Origin of the sequence: Cognatiluteimonas telluris, assembly GCF_011320095.1 — a bacterium.
GTDB classification, from domain to species: Bacteria; Pseudomonadota; Gammaproteobacteria; order Xanthomonadales; family Xanthomonadaceae; genus Cognatiluteimonas; species Cognatiluteimonas telluris.
In genome coordinates this window covers 1-16,488 of record NZ_JAANOY010000007.1, presented here as the reverse complement: position 1 = coordinate 16,488, position 16,488 = coordinate 1, and the positions used below count along the sequence as shown (strand labels likewise).

14 protein-coding genes are annotated in these 16,488 nt (G+C 69.9%); all 14 read right to left on the bottom strand.

Features of this window, described 5'->3' with window-relative positions; genetic code table 11:
* Window positions 1–61 precede the first annotated feature (61 nt).
* The 14 genes from ftsZ to mraZ all read right to left on the bottom strand — a co-directional run bounded on the left by ftsZ (window position 62) and on the right by mraZ (window position 15,936).
* Window positions 62–1,300: a cell division protein FtsZ gene (ftsZ, locus tag G7B67_RS06025; protein ID WP_166209459.1), complete on the bottom strand. Its 1,239-nt coding sequence runs from the start codon at window positions 1,298–1,300 to the stop codon at window positions 62–64.
* Window positions 1,301–1,504: 204 nt separating this feature from the next.
* Window positions 1,505–2,740, bottom strand: a complete 1,236-nt coding sequence (gene ftsA / locus G7B67_RS06020) for a cell division protein FtsA (protein WP_166209456.1) — start codon at window positions 2,738–2,740, stop codon at window positions 1,505–1,507.
* A complete protein-coding gene (locus G7B67_RS06015; RefSeq protein WP_166209453.1) occupies window positions 2,737–3,576 on the bottom strand; it encodes a cell division protein FtsQ/DivIB in 840 nt (279 codons plus the stop codon). The genes ftsA and G7B67_RS06015 overlap by 4 nt, the downstream gene beginning before the upstream one ends.
* A complete protein-coding gene (locus G7B67_RS06010; RefSeq protein WP_425482414.1) occupies window positions 3,573–4,544 on the bottom strand; it encodes a D-alanine--D-alanine ligase in 972 nt (323 codons plus the stop codon). Before G7B67_RS06010 ends, G7B67_RS06015 begins: the two co-directional genes overlap by 4 nt.
* Window positions 4,541–6,007 (bottom strand): UDP-N-acetylmuramate--L-alanine ligase, encoded by a 1,467-nt coding sequence (gene murC, locus G7B67_RS06005; RefSeq protein WP_166209450.1) that lies wholly within the window; start codon window positions 6,005–6,007, stop codon window positions 4,541–4,543. The genes G7B67_RS06010 and murC overlap by 4 nt, the downstream gene beginning before the upstream one ends.
* Window positions 6,004–7,146 (bottom strand): undecaprenyldiphospho-muramoylpentapeptide beta-N-acetylglucosaminyltransferase, encoded by a 1,143-nt coding sequence (murG, locus tag G7B67_RS06000; protein ID WP_425482413.1) that lies wholly within the window; start codon window positions 7,144–7,146, stop codon window positions 6,004–6,006. Before murG ends, murC begins: the two co-directional genes overlap by 4 nt.
* On the bottom strand, window positions 7,143–8,441 hold the full coding sequence (gene ftsW, locus G7B67_RS05995; protein WP_166209447.1) for a putative lipid II flippase FtsW: 1,299 nt from the start codon (window positions 8,439–8,441) through the stop codon (window positions 7,143–7,145). The genes murG and ftsW overlap by 4 nt, the downstream gene beginning before the upstream one ends.
* Window positions 8,441–9,526 carry a phospho-N-acetylmuramoyl-pentapeptide-transferase gene (mraY, locus tag G7B67_RS05990; RefSeq protein ID WP_166209444.1) on the bottom strand — a complete coding sequence of 362 codons (1,086 nt, stop codon included), beginning with the start codon at window positions 9,524–9,526 and terminating at the stop codon, window positions 8,441–8,443. Before mraY ends, ftsW begins: the two co-directional genes overlap by 1 nt.
* The gene (locus tag G7B67_RS05985) at window positions 9,516–10,907 is read right to left on the bottom strand and encodes a UDP-N-acetylmuramoyl-tripeptide--D-alanyl-D-alanine ligase (protein ID WP_166209441.1); all 1,392 of its coding nucleotides are present in this window, start codon (window positions 10,905–10,907) and stop codon (window positions 9,516–9,518) included. Before G7B67_RS05985 ends, mraY begins: the two co-directional genes overlap by 11 nt.
* Window positions 10,904–12,397, bottom strand: a complete 1,494-nt coding sequence (locus G7B67_RS05980) for a UDP-N-acetylmuramoyl-L-alanyl-D-glutamate--2,6-diaminopimelate ligase (protein ID WP_166209438.1) — start codon at window positions 12,395–12,397, stop codon at window positions 10,904–10,906. Before G7B67_RS05980 ends, G7B67_RS05985 begins: the two co-directional genes overlap by 4 nt.
* A complete protein-coding gene (locus tag G7B67_RS05975; protein ID WP_425482412.1) occupies window positions 12,394–14,277 on the bottom strand; it encodes a peptidoglycan D,D-transpeptidase FtsI family protein in 1,884 nt (627 codons plus the stop codon). The genes G7B67_RS05980 and G7B67_RS05975 overlap by 4 nt, the downstream gene beginning before the upstream one ends.
* The gene (ftsL, locus tag G7B67_RS05970) at window positions 14,274–14,540 is read right to left on the bottom strand and encodes a cell division protein FtsL (RefSeq protein ID WP_166209435.1); all 267 of its coding nucleotides are present in this window, start codon (window positions 14,538–14,540) and stop codon (window positions 14,274–14,276) included. Before ftsL ends, G7B67_RS05975 begins: the two co-directional genes overlap by 4 nt.
* The gene (gene rsmH / locus G7B67_RS05965) at window positions 14,537–15,493 is read right to left on the bottom strand and encodes a 16S rRNA (cytosine(1402)-N(4))-methyltransferase RsmH (RefSeq protein ID WP_166209432.1); all 957 of its coding nucleotides are present in this window, start codon (window positions 15,491–15,493) and stop codon (window positions 14,537–14,539) included. Before rsmH ends, ftsL begins: the two co-directional genes overlap by 4 nt.
* Entirely contained in the window at window positions 15,490–15,936 is a 447-nt protein-coding gene (mraZ, locus tag G7B67_RS05960) for a division/cell wall cluster transcriptional repressor MraZ (RefSeq protein WP_166209429.1), read from the bottom strand. The genes rsmH and mraZ overlap by 4 nt, the downstream gene beginning before the upstream one ends.
* Window positions 15,937–16,488 lie beyond the last annotated feature (552 nt).

Below are 16,488 nucleotides of genomic sequence, written 5' to 3'. Positions count from 1 at the left end.
GGAGCCCGCCAGGCCGGCGCAGGCCTGGCGGAGGGGACGTGGTGCGACCTGCGGGCCGGCCTCAGTCGGCCTGCCGGCGCAGGAACGCCGGGATGTCCAGGTAGCTGCTGTCGCTGCCGAAGTCGGCCACCGCCGGCGCCGCCGCCTCGCTGGCGCCGCGGCGCAGGCTGGCACCGATGCCCTGGCCCGGGTTCGGCGCATAGGCGTCGGACTCGTCGAGCAGCATCCCGGTGGTGCCGTCGCGACGGCCCTGGCTGTGGATCAGCTGCACCTGCGGCTTGCGGCTCGGCACGTCCATGCCGAAGTCGGCGCGGTCGCGCACCGGCTGCCGCGAGACCGCACGGTTGAGCCCGGTCGCCACGACCGTGACCCGCACTTCGTCCTGCATGTCCGGATCGAGCACGGTGCCGATGACGACGGTGGCATCCTCGCTGGCGAAGTTCTCGATGGTGCGCCCGACCTCGTCGAACTCGGCCATGGTGAAATCGGGACCGGCGGTGATGTTGACCAGGATGCCGTTGGCGCCGGACAGGTTGACGTCGTCCAGCAGCGGGTTCTGGATCGCCGACTCGGCCGCGGCCGACGCACGATCGTCGCCACGCGCATGGCCGGTGCCCATCATCGCCAGGCCCATCTCCGACATCACGGTGCGCACGTCGGCGAAGTCGACGTTGATCAGGCCCGGACGCACGATCAGGTCGGCGATGCCCTGCACGGCGCCGAGCAGCACGTCGTTGGCGGCACGGAAGGCCTGGATCATGGTCGCGTTGCGGCCGAGCACGGTGATGAGCTTTTCGTTGGGGATCGTGATCAGCGAGTCGCAGTGCTGGCTCAGCTCATCGATGCCCTTGAGCGCGACCTGCATGCGCCGGCGGCCTTCGAACGGGAACGGCTTGGTCACGACCGCGACCGTGAGGATGCCCATCTCCTTGGCCAGCTGCGCCACCACCGGCGCCGCACCGGTGCCGGTGCCGCCGCCCATGCCGGCGGTGATGAACACCATGTCGGCGCCACCGAGCGCGTCCATGATCCGCTCGCGATCCTCCAGCGCCGCCTGGCGGCCGACTTCCGGATTCGCGCCTGCGCCCAGGCCTTTGGTGACGTTGCTGCCCAGCTGCAGCTGCAGTTTCGCGCCGCAGTTCTTGATCGCCTGCGCGTCGGTGTTGGCGGTGATGAACTCCACCCCGTCCACATTGCCGTTGACCATGTGCGCGACCGCGTTGCCGCCACCGCCGCCCACGCCCACTACCTTGATGACCGCATTCGGGGCCATCTTTTCCACCAGTTCGAAATGCGCCATGACCACGTCCTCGTTGTAAGTGCCGTGATTCGCGTTGGATGGGGTGATCCGAAGCCCGCTTCGTTCGCCACCCACCACGACTCCGACGTTTATGTGAATTGCCTGTTGCCTACCGCAAAAGTCCTGCCTGCCCTGCCCGCCGCCTTCGCCTTCGCCTTCGCCTTCGCCTTCGCCGCCACCACCCGCCACCGTGCTCCGGCCGCGTCAGAATTCGCCGCGGTACCAGTTCTTCAACTTGTTGAGAAAACTCCCCGCGCGCCCGGTCGGGATCACCGGCCGCCGCGGATGTTCGATCTGGCTTCCCATCAGCAGCAGGCCGACGCCGGTGGCATGCACCGGGTTGCCGACCACCTCGCCAAGGCCCGTCACGTGCTGCGGGATGCCCACGCGCACCGGCATCTGCAGCATCTCTTCCGCGAGCTCGACCACGCCTTCCATCTTTGACGCGCCGCCGGTCAGGACCATGCCCGCGCGCACGTGCTGCTCGAAGCCGCTGCGGCGCAGTTCGGCCTGCACCATCTCGAAGATCTCCTCGTAGCGCGCCTGCACCGCCTGCGCCAGCGACTGGCGCGGCATGCGCCGGGGCGGCCGCTCGCCCACGCTGGGGACCTGGATGCTTTCCTCGGCCTTGGCCAGCTGCGCCAGCGCGCAGGCGTAGCGGACCTTGATCTGCTCGGCCTCCGGCGTGGGCGTGCGCAGCATGTGCGCGATGTCCTCGGTCACCTTGTCGCCGGCGATCGGCAGCGACGCGCTGTGCGCGATCGCGCCCTGCAGGAACACCGCCAGGTCGGTGGTGCCGGCGCCGAGGTCGACCAGCACCACGCCGAGCTCGCGCTCGTCGGCGGTCAGCACCGCGGTGGCCGAGGCCAGCGACGACAGGATCAGGTCGTCGACCTGCAGCCCGCAGCGCTGCACGCACTTGCTGATGTTGGCCGCGGCCGACTGCGCGCACACGACCAGGTGCGCGTGCACCTCCAGCCGCACGCCGGTCATGCCGACCGGATTGCGGATGCCTTCCTGCGAATCGTCGAGCACGTACTCGCGCGGGATCGCATGCAGGATCTTCTGGTCGGCGGGGATGGCCACCGCCTTCGCCGCTTCGAGCACGCGGTCCAGGTCCGACCACGTCACCTCGCCGTCGCGGATCGGGACGATGCCCGGCGAATTGCGGCACTGCACGTGGTTGCCGGAGATCGACGCGTACACCGAGCGGATCTCGCAGCCGGCCATCAGCTCGGCTTCCTCGACCGCGCGCTGGATCGACTGCACGGTGGATTCGATGTCGACCACCACGCCGCGCTTGAGCCCGCGCGATTCGTGGGAACCGATCCCGATCACTTCGATCGGGTTGCCCGGGGAGAATTCGCCGACCAGTGCCACGACCTTGGAGGTGCCGATGTCGAGGCCGACGATGAGGGCCTTGTCGCCTTTGCGGTTCATGATTGGACAGCCGTGGATCGGAAAGGGGAAAGCGGGACGGGCGCAAGCGACGATGGATCGCGGCGTTGCATTGCGGCCGCGATGACTGGACGCCGGCGCGATGCGTCGTCGACGAATCCAGGGCCGTCGTTCGCCCCGTCCGCCTTCTGCGCCCAGGTCAATGCGAATCCATTGGTGTAGCGCAGGTCCGCGCGCGCCAGCGGCAGCTGCTTCTGCGACAGCAGTTGCGGCATCAACCGCGCGAAGCGGGCCAGGCGCAGGCGCGCCTCGCTGCTGCCGACGACCACGTCGGTGCCGCTGGACAGCACCAGCGACCAGCTGCCGCGCGGATCGAGCGTGAGCGCACGCACGTCGACGCCGCTGGGCGCGAACATCGCGCGCGACTGGTTGAACAAGGCGACCACGTCGGCCACCCGGGCATCCGGTCCATCGAGCCGCGGCAGGTGGTCGGGCGCCGCGCCATTGGCCGGGAACAGCCGGCCATGCTCGGACAGCAGCCGGTCGCGGCCCCAGTGCGCGAACGGGCGGTGCTCGACGATGCGCACTTCGAGCACGTCAGGCCAGCGCTTGCGTACTTCGGCGTGCTCCACCCACGGCAGCCGCGACACCGCGGCCTGCGCGTCGGCCAGCTGCACGGCGAAGAAGCCTTCGGCGGCATACGGCAGCACCGTGGCGCGCAGGCGCTGCGGATCCACCCGCTGCAGGTGGCCTTCCACCCGCAGGGTGCGCAGCGGCCAGTGCTCGGCGCCCACCCAGCCGTTGACGAGCGCGACCACCGGCAACGTCACCAGCAGCAGCGCCAGCGTCCAGGCCAGGATGCGCAGGGCGGCGCTCATACCGTCATCTCCAGGATCCGCCAGCACAGCTCGCCGAAATCCACGCCCATCTCGCGCGCGGCCTTGGGCACCAGCGAATGGCTGGTCATGCCGGGCGCGGTGTTGACCTCGAGCAGGAAGAACCCGCCGCTGTTGCGATCGCGCGCGCTGTTGTCGCGCATGACATCGACCCGGCCCCAGCCGCTGCAGCCGACCGCGCGGAAGGCGTCCAGCGCGATGCGGCGGATCTCGGCTTCCGCCTCGCCGTCCAGGCCCGGGCACAGGTACTGGGTGTCCTCGGCGATGTACTTGGCGTGGTAGTCGTACCACTGGCCCTTGGGCACGATCCGGATCGACGGCAGCGCAACATCGCCGAGGATGCCGACGGTCAGTTCGTCGCCCTGGATCATCTGCTCCATCAGCAGCTCCCCGGGATACTTGGCGGCGAGTGCGACGGCGTCGTCGAGGTCGGCGTCGGTGAGCACGCGCGAGACACCGACGCTGGAGCCTTCGCAGGACGGCTTGACGATCACCGGCAGCCCGATTCCGCGCGCCGCGGCATGCACGTCTCCGCCCTTCTCGATCCGCGCATAGCGCGGCGTCGGCAGGCCGAGCGACAGCCACACTTGCTTGCTGCGGATCTTGTCCATGCTCAACGCCGAGCCGAGCACGTTGGAGCCGGTGTAGGGCACGCGCAAGGCTTCCAGCAACCCCTGCAGGATGCCGTCCTCGCCGCCGCCGTTGTTGCCGTGCAGGATGTTGAACACGCGCGCGAAGTGGCCGTCCTGCAGTTCGCGCAGCAGCGTGGGAATGCCGTCGACCGCATCGGCGGCGACGCCGCGCGCGCGCAGTGCCTCCAGCACGTTGCGGCCGGAATCCAGCGACACCTCGCGCTCGGAACTGGTACCGCCCATGAGCACCGCGACGCGGCCGAACGCGGCCGGATCGGTGACCTTCAGGGCGGGGAGCGCGGCGTGTTGCGATGTCACTTCGATTCTCCTGAAAATCCATGGGCGGCCAGCTGCTGCGCGGCGTGACCGATATCGCCGGCGCCCATCAGCAGCAGCAGGTCGCCGTCGCGCAGCACGTCGGGCAACACCGTCGCCAGGTCGGAGGGCGCGTTGACCAGCACCGGATCGACGCGGCCACGGCTGCGGATGGCGCGCGCCAGCGACTTGGCATCGGCACCGACGATCGGCGCCTCGCCAGCCGGGTAGACCTCGGTCAGCACCAGCGCGTCGACGCTGGACAGCACGCCGGCAAAGTCGTCGAACAGGTCGCGCGTGCGGCTGTAGCGGTGCGGCTGGAAGGCCACCACCAGCCGCTTGTCCGGCCAGCCACCGCGCGCCGCGGCGAATACCGCTTCGAGTTCCTTCGGATGGTGGCCGTAGTCGTCCACCAGCTGTACCGTCGCGCCCTTGTCCGTGCGCAGTTGCGCCAGCAGGTTGAAGCGGCGGCCGATGCCGGCGAACTTCTGCAGCGCCGCCGCGATGGCCGCCGGTTCGACGCCGAGCTGCCAGCCCACCGCCGCCGCGGCGAGCGCGTTCTGCACGTTGTGCCGCCCGGGGAGGGCCAGTTCGATGGGGGTGCGGGTATCGTCGGGCAGGCAGAGCATGAAGTGCATGCACGCGCCCTGCTGGCGTACGTCCTCGGCGCGCACGTCGGCGGCGGCATCGAACCCGTAGGTCATGACGTGGCGCGAGGTATCGCGCGCCAGCGCCGCGACCTCGGCATCGTCGATGCACAGCACCGCCAGGCCGTAGAACGGCAGCCGGTGCAGGAACTCGGCGAACGCCGCCTGCACGCGCGCGAAGTCGCCGCCGTAATTCTCCAGGTGGTCGGCGTCGATGTTGGTCACGATCGCCACCAGCGGGTTGAGCCGCAGGAAGCTGCCGTCGCTTTCGTCGGCTTCGGCCACCAGCCAGTCACCCCCACCCAGGCGCGCGTTGGCGCCGGCCGCGAGCAGCTTGCCGCCGATGACGAAGGTCGGATCCAGGTCGCCCTCGCCCAGCACGCTGGCCAGCAGTGACGTCGTGGTGGTCTTGCCATGGGTGCCGGCCACGGCAATGCCGCGGCGGAAGCGCATCAGCTCGGCGAGCATTTCCGCGCGCGGCACGATCGGGATCCGCCGCGTGCGCGCTTCGACCAGTTCGGCGTTGTCGCGCTTGATGGCGCTGGACACCACCACGCAGTCGGCGCCGACCACGTGTTCGGCGGCGTGGCCGCGCTGGATCGTGGCGCCCAGCGTCGCCAGCCGCCGCGTCGTCGCATTGTCGGCGTTGTCCGATCCCGACACCTGGTAGCCCAGCGTGCACAGGACTTCGGCGATGCCGCTCATGCCGACGCCGCCGATGCCGACGAAATGCACCCGCGCCGGGGTACCGTCGGCGCCGGCGCGCGCGACTTCGGCCTGCGGCAGGTCGCGGGTGGCGAGCAGGCGGCGCAGGCTCATGCGGCGGTCCTCGCCGGTGCCGTGCTGGCGCTGGCCGCGAGCACGATGTCGGCGACGCGTTCAGCCGCATCGGGCCTGGCCAGCGCGCGTGCCGCCTGCGCCATCGCCAAGCGCCTGGCGGGATCGGCGGCGAGCTCGGTCAACGCGATGCGCAACTCGTCGGCGAGCGAATCGCCCTGCGGCAGCAGGCGCGCCGCACCGCGTTCGACCAGGTATTCGGCATTGCGAGTCTGGTGGTCGTCGACCGCCTGCGGGAACGGCACCAGCAGGCTGCCGATGCCCGCGGCGCAGACTTCGGCGAGCGTCAACGCGCCGGCGCGGCAGACGACGAGGTCGGCCCAGGCGTAGGCGGCGGCCATGTCGGCGATGAAGGGCTCGACCGAGGCGACGACCCTGGCGTCGGCATAGGCGCGCGTGGCCTCGTCGCGCAGCTTCTCGCCGCACTGGTGGCGCACGTCGACCGCGCCGCCGAAACCCGCGAGCGCGCGCGGCACGGCGCTGTTGAGCGCGCGCGCACCCTGGCTGCCGCCCAGAACGAGCACGCGCAGCGCGCCATTGCGCAGCGGCAGGCGCTCATCGGGCGGCGGCAGCGAGGCGATTTCGGGGCGCACCGGATTGCCGACGACTTCCTCGCGCACGCGCTTGAAGGTCTGCGGGAAGCCGGTCAGCACCCGTCGTGCGAAGCGCGCCAGCACGCGGTTGGTCATGCCCGGCGCGCGGTTCTGCTCGTGCACGATCAGCGGCGTGCGTTGCAGTCGCGCCGCGATGCCGCCGGGCCCTGCGGCATAACCACCGAAACTCACCACCGCGCGTGGCCGGCGCGTGCGCAGCACGCGGGTCGCAGCGCGGGTGGCGGCGTAGACGCGCAGCGGCGCGACCATCAGCGTGGACAGTCCCTTGCCGCGCAGGCCGCGGACCGGGATGGTATCGATCGCGATCCCACGCGCCGGCACCAGCCGGGTTTCCATGCCACCGTCCGCGCCCAGCCAGACCACCGGCACGCCGCGCGCCTGCAGCACCGACGCGACGGCGAGGCCCGGGAAGATGTGCCCGCCGGTGCCCCCGGCCAGGATCATCACCGGTGCATTCGTGTGCGGCGTATCGGCCGCCGTCGTCACGTTGGCGTTCACGGCATTCATGCGCCCTTCCTCAGCGCGGCGGCGATGCCCGGCACCGGTTCCACCCGGCGCGGGCGCGGCCCCGTACGCGCCGGTGCTTGCACCGGTGGCTGGGTGGTTGAAGGCACGGTGCCACGGGTCGGCTGGACGGCATCTCCGCGCAGCTTGGCGACCTGGCGTTCGGCGCGATCGAGCTCGTAGGACACGCGCAGCAGCAGGCCCAGCGCCACGCAGGTCATCAGCACGCTCGAGCCGCCGGAAGAAATCAGCGGCAGCGTCAGGCCCTTGGTCGGCAGCAGCCCGAGGTTGACGCCGATCGAGACGAAGCTCTGCAGCGCGACCGACAACGCGATGCCGAACGCGCAATAGCCGGCGAAGTAGCGGCGCATCTCCACGCAGCGGTAGCCCAGCCAGAACGCGCGCCCGACCAGCAGCGCATACAAGCCGATCACCAGGCACACGCCGACGAAGCCGAGCTCCTCGGCGATGACCGAGAAAATGAAATCCGTATGCGCTTCGGGCAGGTAGTTGAGCTTCTGCACCGAGGCGCCGAGGCCGACGCCGAACCATTCGCCGCGGCCGACCGCCATCAGCGCATTGGACAGCTGGTAGCCCGAGCCGAGCTGGTCCTTCCACGGATCCATGAACGAGGTGATCCGGCGCAGCCGGTAAGGCTCCAGGATCGCGATGAAGGCGAACAGCGGCAGGCCCACCACCACCGGCGCCGACATCCGCGGCAGGTTGACGCCGCCGAGCACGAGCATGCCGGCGGTGATCGCCAGCAGCAGCGTCGAGGAACCGAAGTCCGGCTGCAGCAGCAGCAACAGCACCAACCCGCCGGCGACGCCGAGCGGCTTGAGCATCGCCGGCCAGGTCGCATTGACCTCGTCGCGGAAACGCACGAGGTAGCTGGACAGCCACACGATGTACAGCACCTTCACCGCTTCCACCGTCTGGAAGCGCGCCACGCCGAGGTTGATCCAGCGCCGCGCGCCGTTGACGCTGCTGCCAAGCACGGGCACGAACACCAGCGCCAGCAGCACGAAGCAGGCCAGCAGCAGCCACTGGTTGTGCTTCTCGACCGTCTTCAACTCGGTCCGCATCGCCCAGCCCGCGAGCGCGATGCCGCCAACGAGGAACACGACGTGGCGGGTGAGGTAGTAGAACGGATCGGAATTCATCGCGATCGAGCTCGACGCGACCATCACCACGCCCAGCGCGGCGAGCGCGACGGATGCCCCGAGCAGCCACGGGTCGAAGCGCCCGGGGATCGCGTCGAGCCGGGTCGCCTGGCGGACGTAGGGCGCGTCGTGCATCAGCGCACCTTCAACGTGGCGAGGCCCACGAGCACCAGCACCACCGAGATGATCCAGAAGCGCACGATCACCCGCGGCTCCGGCCAGCCCTTGAGCTCGAAGTGGTGGTGGATCGGCGCCATCCGGAATACGCGCTTGCCGGTGAGCTTGAACGAGCCGACCTGGATCATCACCGACAGCGTTTCGACCACGAACACGCCGCCCATGATCACCAGCACTAGTTCCTGGCGCACGATCACCGCGATCGTGCCCAGCACCGCGCCCAGCGCGAGCGCGCCGATGTCGCCCATGAACACCATCGCCGGGTAGGTGTTGAACCACAAAAAGCCCAGCCCCGCGCCGGCAATCGCGGCGCAGATGATCACCAGTTCGCCGGCGCCCGGCACCTGCGGGATCTGCAGGTAGGCCGAGAACACCGCGTTGCCCGATGCGTAGGCGAACACGCCCAGCGCGCAGGCGACCAGCACCGTCGGCATGATCGCCAGGCCGTCGAGGCCATCGGTGAGGTTGACCGCGTTGGAGAACCCCACGACCCACAGGTAGGCGATGGCGACGAAGCTCACGCTCACCAGTGGCAGCGCGACCGCCTTGAAGAACGGGATGTAGAACGTGGTCGCGGCCGGCACGTCCGCGGTGTAGTACAGGAACAAGCCGACCGCGAGTCCCAGCAGCGACTGCAGCAGGTATTTCCAGCGCGACTTCATGCCGTTGGGATCGCGCTTGACGATCTTCAGCCAGTCGTCGTACCAGCCGATCGCGCCGAAGGCCACCATCACCGCCAACACCAGCCACACGTACTTGTTGCGCAGGTCGCCCCACAGCAGCACCGACGCCAGCACCGTGATCAGGATCAGCGCGCCGCCCATGGTCGGCGTGCCGGCCTTGGAGAAATGCGTCTGCGGGCCGTCGCTGCGGATCGGCTGGCCGCCCTTGAACAGGGCCAGCCGGCGGATCGTCGCCGGCCCCCACCACAGCGACAGCGCCAATGCGGTCAATGCGCTGAGGATGCCGCGGAAGGTGAGGTAGGCGAACAGGCCGAAGTGCGCCTGCAGCTGCTCGAGCCAGCGGGTGAGCTCAAGAAGCATGGGTGTCCTCCGCGTGCGGCAGCAGGGCGCGCACGATCCTGTCCATCGCGCTGCCGCGCGAGCCCTTGACCAGCACGCGCACGTTGTCGGCGAGTTCCGGACACAGCGCATCGGCGAGCGCGGCGTGGTTTTCGAAGTGTCGCGCGCCGTCGCCGAAGGCCTTGGCCGCGGCGGCGCTCAGCGGGCCAAGCGTGTACAGCCGCGCGATGCCCGCGGCCTTGGCACGGCGCCCGGCTTCGGCGTGCAGCGCTTCGGCGTCGACGCCCAACTCACGCATGTCGCCCAGCACCAGCCAGCTCTCGCCGGACAGCCCGGCGAGGGTATCGATCGCGGCGTTCAACGAACCCGGATTGGCGTTGTAACTGTCGTCGATCAGGGTTGCGCCATTGGCAAGGCGGTGGGTGACCAGGCGGCCGGCGACTGCGCGCGCGGCATCCAGCCCGGCCGCGATCGCCGGCAACGGTGCCCCCACGCCGCGCGCGAGCGACGCTGCGGCGAGCGCGTTGAGCAGGTTGTGGCGGCCGGGCAACGCCAGCGCGACGGCGATTTCGCCCACCGGTGTCGCCAGCACGAAGCGGGTGCCGCCGTCGGTGGCGACGACGTCGCGCGCGGTGATGTCGGCGCTGGCGTCGAGGCCGAATCGAAGCAGGCGACGTCCATGCGCGCGCTCGGCGAAATACGGCGCGAAGGCATCGTCGGCGTTGATCACCGCCACCCCGCCGGCCGGCAGGGCGTCGTAGATCGCGCCCTTGGTGTCTGCCACGCCGAGCAGGCTGCCCATGCGCTCCAGGTGCGCCGGTGCGATGTTGTTCACCAGCGCGACATCGGGACGCGCGATCGCGGTGAGATAGGCGATGTCGCCCGGCTTGCCGGCGCCCATCTCGTAGATCGAATACAGCGCATCTTCCGGCGCATCCAGCACCGCCAGCGGCAAGCCGATCTCGTTGTTGCGGTTGCCGGGATTGGCGTAGGCCACGCCGCCGGCCTCGGCCGCGGCGCGCTGCAGGATCGACAGCAGCAGCGTCTTGACGCTGGTCTTGCCGTTGCTGCCGGTGATAGCAACCACCTTGCCGTTGCGCGCGTGCTGCATCGCCGCGGCGAACGCGGCCAGCGCGCGCTCGGTATCGGCGACCACGACCTGGGGGATCGCGGCGTCCACCGGATGCGCGACCAGCGCGGCGCGCGCGCCGGCATCGATCGCGTCGCGCACGTGCGCGTGACCGTCGAAGCGCTCGCCCTTGAGCGCGATGAACAGCGCCGCGCGACCGTCGCTGGCATCCAGCGTGCGGGTGTCGGTGGCGATCGCGTCGATCAGCACGTCGGGTCCGTCGAGGCGGCCCCCGGTCCATTGCGCGACGCGGCTCAGCGGCACCGGCTTCATGCGCGCGCCTCCCGTGCCTGCGCCAGGGCGCGCGTGGCGACCTGCACGTCGTCGAAGGGATGGCGCACGCCGGCGATTTCCTGGTAGGGCTCGTGGCCCTTGCCAGCGACCAGCACGATGTCGCCGGCGCCGGCCTCGCCGATGGCACGTCCGATCGCCGCCGCGCGATCGCGCTCGACGGTGACCACCGCCGGCCTGGCGAAACCGGCGAGGATGTCGGCGACGATCGCATCGCCTTCCTCGTCGCGCGGATTGTCGTCGGTGACGATGACCGCATCGGCGCTACGTTCGGCGATCGCGGCCATCTGCGGGCGCTTGCCGCGATCGCGCTCGCCCCCGCAGCCGAACACGCACACCAGCCGGCCGTGCGCGTGTTCGCGCAGCGAGGCCAACGCCTGCTCCAGCGCATCGGGCGTGTGTGCGTAGTCCACCACCACCAGCGGCATGCCACCCTGCCCGCCGATGCGGGTCATGCGCCCGGCCACCGGCTGCAGCTGCTCAAGCGTCCCGGCAATCGTGTCCGGCGCGTCGCCGAGCGCATGCAGCGCGCCCGCGACCGCCAGCAGGTTGTCGACGTTGAAGCGCCCAAGCAGCGGTGAGCGCACGTCCGAGCGCACGTCGCCGATCACCAGGTCGAACGCGATCCCGCCGGCATCGAGGGCGATGTTTTCCGCGCGCACGTCGGCCTGCGCGCCGCGCGAGCTGACGCCGATGCCGCGGGTGCCGGCCGGAAGCGAGGCGCGCAGTTCGCGGCCGAAGCCGTCGTCGAGGTTGAGCACCGCCGCGCGCAGTCCCGGCCACTGGAACAGCCGCGCCTTGGCCTGGCCGTAGGCATCCATGTCGCCGTGATAATCCAGATGGTCGCGGGTGAGGTTGGTGAACACGGCGACGTCGAAATGCACGCCATCCACGCGTCCCTGGTCGAGCGCGTGCGAGCTGACTTCCATCGCGACCGCGGTCGCGCCGGCTTCATGCATCCGCGCCAGCAGTTCGTGCAACTGCAACACCAGCGGGGTGGTGAAGCCGGTCGGCACGACCTGGCCGTACAGGCCGGCGCCGAGCGTGCCGATGCTGCCGCCGGTGACGCCGCGCAAGGCCCAGGCCTGCGACAGCAACTGCACCGTCGAGGTCTTGCCGTTGGTGCCGGTGACGCCGACGACGGTCATCGCCTGCGATGGACTGCCGTGGAAACGATCGGCGATCGCGCCGATGCGCGCCTGCAACCCGGGCACCGGCAGCGCATCGGCCGGCGCCGGCCATTCCGCCGGTGCGGGCGGCTCGAACAATACGATCGCGGCGCCGGCCTGGCGCGCCTGCGTCGCGAAACGCAGCCCGTGCGAAGCCATGTCGTTGGCGACCGGCCCGATCGCGACGAACGCATCACCCGCACGCACGGCGCGGCTGTCCTGCACCAGGCCGGTGATCGCCAGATCCGCCGGGACGCCGGCGACATCGGGCAGCAGTTCGGCCAGCAGCATCGCGCGGGTCATCGCTGCCCTCCCGCGGCGGCCGGGACGCGCGCGTCGGAACCCGGGATGCGCGAAGCCGTCGGCGCGGCGGGGATGGGATCGCCACCCTGTGTCACGGGCCCGGCAGGCGTGGGCACGGCGTCCCCGCCTGCCGCACCCGCCGCGCCTGCTGCGCGCTTTTGCGCCTGCACCGCGAGCCAGGTGTCGATGTCGTCCGGCGGCACGTCCATCAGCCGCAGCGCGCCTTCCATGACGTTGTGGAACACCGGCCCGGACACCGATCCGCCGTAGTAACCGCGACGGCTGGGATCGGGTTCGTTGACCACCACCACCATCGAGAAGCGCGGGTTGTCCACCGGTACCACGCCGGCGAAGATCGAGATGTAGCGGCGCGAATAACTGCCGCCGCTGGCCTTGCGCGCGGTGCCGGTCTTGCCGGCGACGTGGTAGCCCAGGATCGCCGCGGTGGTCGCGGTGCCGCCGGGCTCGGTCACCGTCTGCATCATCTTCATCACTTCATGCGCGATCTTGGGCTCCAGCGCCTGCTGCGCTTCGTTGCGCTGGCCCTTGACGAAGGTCGGCGCGATCAGCCGTCCGCCGTTGGCCATCGCCGCGTAGGCTTCGGCAATCTGCAGCGGCGTCGCCGACAGGCCGTAGCCGTAGGAGATCGTCTGCTTGCTGGTGCCGCTCCAGCGCGACGGCGACGGCAGCACGCCCGCCGACTCGCCCGGGAACCCGCTGTGCGGTGCACTGCCATAGCCGAAGCCGCGGATGAAGTCGTAGAACTGCTGGTCCTGCAACCGCGCCGCGATCTTGGCCGCGCCGACATTGGAACTCTTGGTGATCACGCCCGTCACCGTCAGCACACCATGGTTGTGGGTGTCGGTGGTGCGATAGCGGCCGTTGGGCATCCAGCCGGGGTTGGTGTCGATCAGCGTGTCGGGCGTGACCACGCCGGCGGTGAGCGCGGCGGCGACGGTGATCGGCTTCATCGTCGAGCCGGGCTCGACCACGTCGGTGACCGCGCGGTTTCGGTGCGCGTCGCGCAGGCTGCCGTCGACCGCATTGGGGTTGAACGACGGCAGGTTGGCCATCGCCAGCACTTCGCCGGTGTTGATGTCGAGCACCACCGCCGATGCACTGCTGGCGCCGGTCTCCAGCAGCGTGCGCTTGAGTTCGCGGTAGGTCAGGTACTGGATGCGACGGTCGATGCTGAGCGTGAGGTCCTTGCCCGGCTGCGCCGCACGCACCAGGTCGACGTTCTCGACGATCCGGCCACGGCGGTCGCGGATGACCTTCTTCGCGCCCGGGGTGCCACGCAGCCAGTCGTCGAAGGCGAGCTCGACGCCTTCCTGGCCGCGATCGTCGATGTTGGTGAAGCCCAGCACGTGCGCCAGCGCTTCGCCCTGCGGGTAGAAGCGGCGGAATTCGCGTTGCGAAAACACGCCGGGGATGTGATGCCCGAGGATGGCCTGTGCCTCATCCGGATTGATCCGGCGCTTGAGGTACATGAATTCCTTGTCGCTCTTCTGGCCCAGGCGGAGCGTCAGCTGCTCCAGCGGCACGTCGAGCAGGCCGGCCAGCTCCGGCAGGCGATCGGGGACCTTCAGCAGTTCCTGCGGATTGCCCCACACCGATTCCACCGGCGAGGACACCGCCAGCGGTTCACCGTTGCGGTCGGTGATCATCCCGCGCGAGGTCGGGATCGCGATCTCGCGCAGGAAGCGCTCGTTGCCCTGCTCGCGATAGAAGGCGTTGTCGACGATCTGCAGGTCGACCGCGCGCCCGACCAGCGCCAGCGAGCACGCCAGCAGCGTCCCGGACACCACCCACAGCCGCTTGCGCAGGTCGAACTGCGCGCGTCCACGCTGCTTGCCGGGCTTGGTGCTGCGGCCGATCACGGGCGCACCACCACGATGTCACCCGCTTCCGGGAACTTCATCCCCAGCCGCTCGCGCGCGATCTGGTCGATGCGGTTGCTCTCGGCCCAGGTCGCCTGCTCCAGCTGCAGGCGGCCGAATTCGATGTTGAGCTCGTCGCGCGCCTTCTCCAGCGCGGTGAGCCGGATGAACAGCTGGCGGTGCTCGTGGCGTGCGAACACCACGCCGATCGCGCTGACCACGTTGGCGAGCACCAGCACGGCCAGCAGGATGCGCGCGCTCATGCCGGCGCTCCGGCGGCCGGAAGTTTTTCCGCCACCCGCAGCACCGCGCTGCGCGCGCGCGGGTTGGCCGCCAGCTCCGCCGAATCGGCTTTCTGCGCGTCGCCGATCGCCAGCAGCGTCGGCGTGAACGCCTGCTCCACCGGCAGCCGCCGGTTGCCTGCCGGCGGCTTCGCGCGCGTGGCGATGAAGCGCTTGACGATGCGGTCTTCCAGCGAATGGAAGCTGATCACCGCCAGCCGCCCGTGCACGTTCAGGCGATCGAAGGCGGCGTCCAGGCCGCGTTCGAGATCGGCCAGTTCGCGGTTGATGAAGATGCGGATCGCCTGGAAGCTGCGGGTGGCCGGATGGATCTTCTGGTCGCGGCGCGGCACCGCCGAAGCGATGAGCTCGGCCAGCTGCGCGGTGCGGGTAATCGGCGTTTCCGCGCGGCGGGCGACCAGCACGCGCGCGATCCGGCGCGACATCTTCTCCTCGCCGTAGGTCCACAGCACGTCGGCGATCTGGATCTCGCTCGCCTGCGCCAGCCACTGCGCCGCGCTCTCGCCGCTGTCCGGGTCCATGCGCATGTCCAGCGGGCCGTCCTTGCCGAAGCTGAAGCCGCGCGCGGCGACGTCGAGCTGCGGCGAGGACACGCCCAGGTCGAACAGCACGCCGTCCAGGCCGCTGGCGGTCGCATCCCACTGCGCGAGGTCGGCGAAGCTGCCGCGCCGGATCGCCACGCGCGCGTCGCCGGCGAACTCGCGTCCGGCCACGTCGATCGCCTCGGGGTCCTTGTCCATCAGCAGCAGCCGGCCTCCGGGACCGAGCTTGTCGAGCACCCCGCGCGCATGCCCACCGCGCCCGAAGGTGCCATCCAGGTAGGTTCCATCCGGACGCACGCGCAGTCCTTCCATGACCTGCGCGAAGAGCACCGGAAGGTGGGCGGATCGGGGATCCGCGCCACCGCCCGTCATAGCTGCAGGTCGAGCAGGCCCTCGCCCAGGTCGGCATCCGTCAACGTCTGCCGGATCTGGGCGTGGTGCGCCTGCTCGCTCCAAAGCTCGAACTTGTCGCCCATGCCCAGCAGCACGGCTTTCTTGTCGATGCCGACCGCATTGCGGTGGCTGGCCGGGATGCCGATCCGGCCACTGCCGTCGGGCTCGACGAACGTGGCCGCACCGACCAGCTTCAGCTGCAGGTTGCGGCTGACACTGCGGGTACGGGGCAGGGCATTGACCTGGTCGCGGACCTTTTCCCAGACCGGCTGCGGATAGAGGTAGAGCGATCCGGGCTCGAACGGGTTGTACGTGATGACCAGCCGGTTGCCGCATTCGCGCGCGACAAGATCCCGGTAGCTGGTGGGAATCGCCAGCCGGCCCTTGTCGTCGATGGTGATGGCGGTCTCGCCCTGGAACATGGCCCTACCCGTTGGCGCCCGTCTGCGCGGGCTGTGCGACCATGGAAAACCACGAAATTCCCGGTTTCCCCACAAGTCGCCACCTTAGGAGTGGCCCACAGGGTTGTCAACAAGTTTCCCGACCAATTTCACCAATGCTGTCAAGGACTTGCGGGCAACTTGAGAGAATTGTTCAAGCTTTATCCACAAGCCGCTGTTTCGTCTCAAATTTTAAGATTCGCCTTCCCGGAAAGCGCGACTCACCCGCTTCACATAGCGCTCACGCCACCCCGCCGGGCGCTGCTGCAGTGCACAACCCAGGGCACGAGCCGCGCGAAGGAGTCGACCGCCGGGGGGCGCCGGCGTCAGCCCCCTTGAGTCAAGGGGGCGCCCCGACAGGGGCGGGGATCTGGTGGCACAGCGGGGACCCGCGCGGGCGGACTTTTGGCGCAGCCACAAGTCGGCTCGCGTGGGCGCCCCTTCTTCGCTGCGCGAAGAAGGGGCGGAGCCGGCCGATAAGCCGGGTTCTGTCGTGGACAGTCATTCCTCTAGGCGCATCGTCCTCCATTCGCT

Bases quoted from the DNA above. Each gene is read 5' to 3' on its own strand.
- ftsZ (WP_166209459.1), bottom strand. From the start codon at position 1,300: ATGGCGCATTTCGAACTGGTGGAAAAGATGGCCCCGAATGCGGTCATC.
- ftsA (WP_166209456.1), bottom strand. From the start codon at position 2,740: ATGAACCGCAAAGGCGACAAGGCCCTCATCGTCGGCCTCGACATCGGC.
- G7B67_RS06015 (WP_166209453.1), bottom strand. From the start codon at position 3,576: ATGAGCGCCGCCCTGCGCATCCTGGCCTGGACGCTGGCGCTGCTGCTG.
- murC (WP_166209450.1), bottom strand. From the start codon at position 6,007: ATGAGCCTGCGCCGCCTGCTCGCCACCCGCGACCTGCCGCAGGCCGAA.
- murG (WP_425482413.1), bottom strand. From the start codon at position 7,146: ATGAATGCCGTGAACGCCAACGTGACGACGGCGGCCGATACGCCGCAC.
- ftsW (WP_166209447.1), bottom strand. From the start codon at position 8,441: ATGCACGACGCGCCCTACGTCCGCCAGGCGACCCGGCTCGACGCGATC.
- mraY (WP_166209444.1), bottom strand. From the start codon at position 9,526: ATGCTTCTTGAGCTCACCCGCTGGCTCGAGCAGCTGCAGGCGCACTTC.
- G7B67_RS05985 (WP_166209441.1), bottom strand. From the start codon at position 10,907: ATGAAGCCGGTGCCGCTGAGCCGCGTCGCGCAATGGACCGGGGGCCGC.
- G7B67_RS05980 (WP_166209438.1), bottom strand. From the start codon at position 12,397: ATGACCCGCGCGATGCTGCTGGCCGAACTGCTGCCCGATGTCGCCGGC.
- ftsL (WP_166209435.1), bottom strand. From the start codon at position 14,540: ATGAGCGCGCGCATCCTGCTGGCCGTGCTGGTGCTCGCCAACGTGGTC.
- rsmH (WP_166209432.1), bottom strand. From the start codon at position 15,493: ATGACGGGCGGTGGCGCGGATCCCCGATCCGCCCACCTTCCGGTGCTC.
- mraZ (WP_166209429.1), bottom strand. From the start codon at position 15,936: ATGTTCCAGGGCGAGACCGCCATCACCATCGACGACAAGGGCCGGCTG.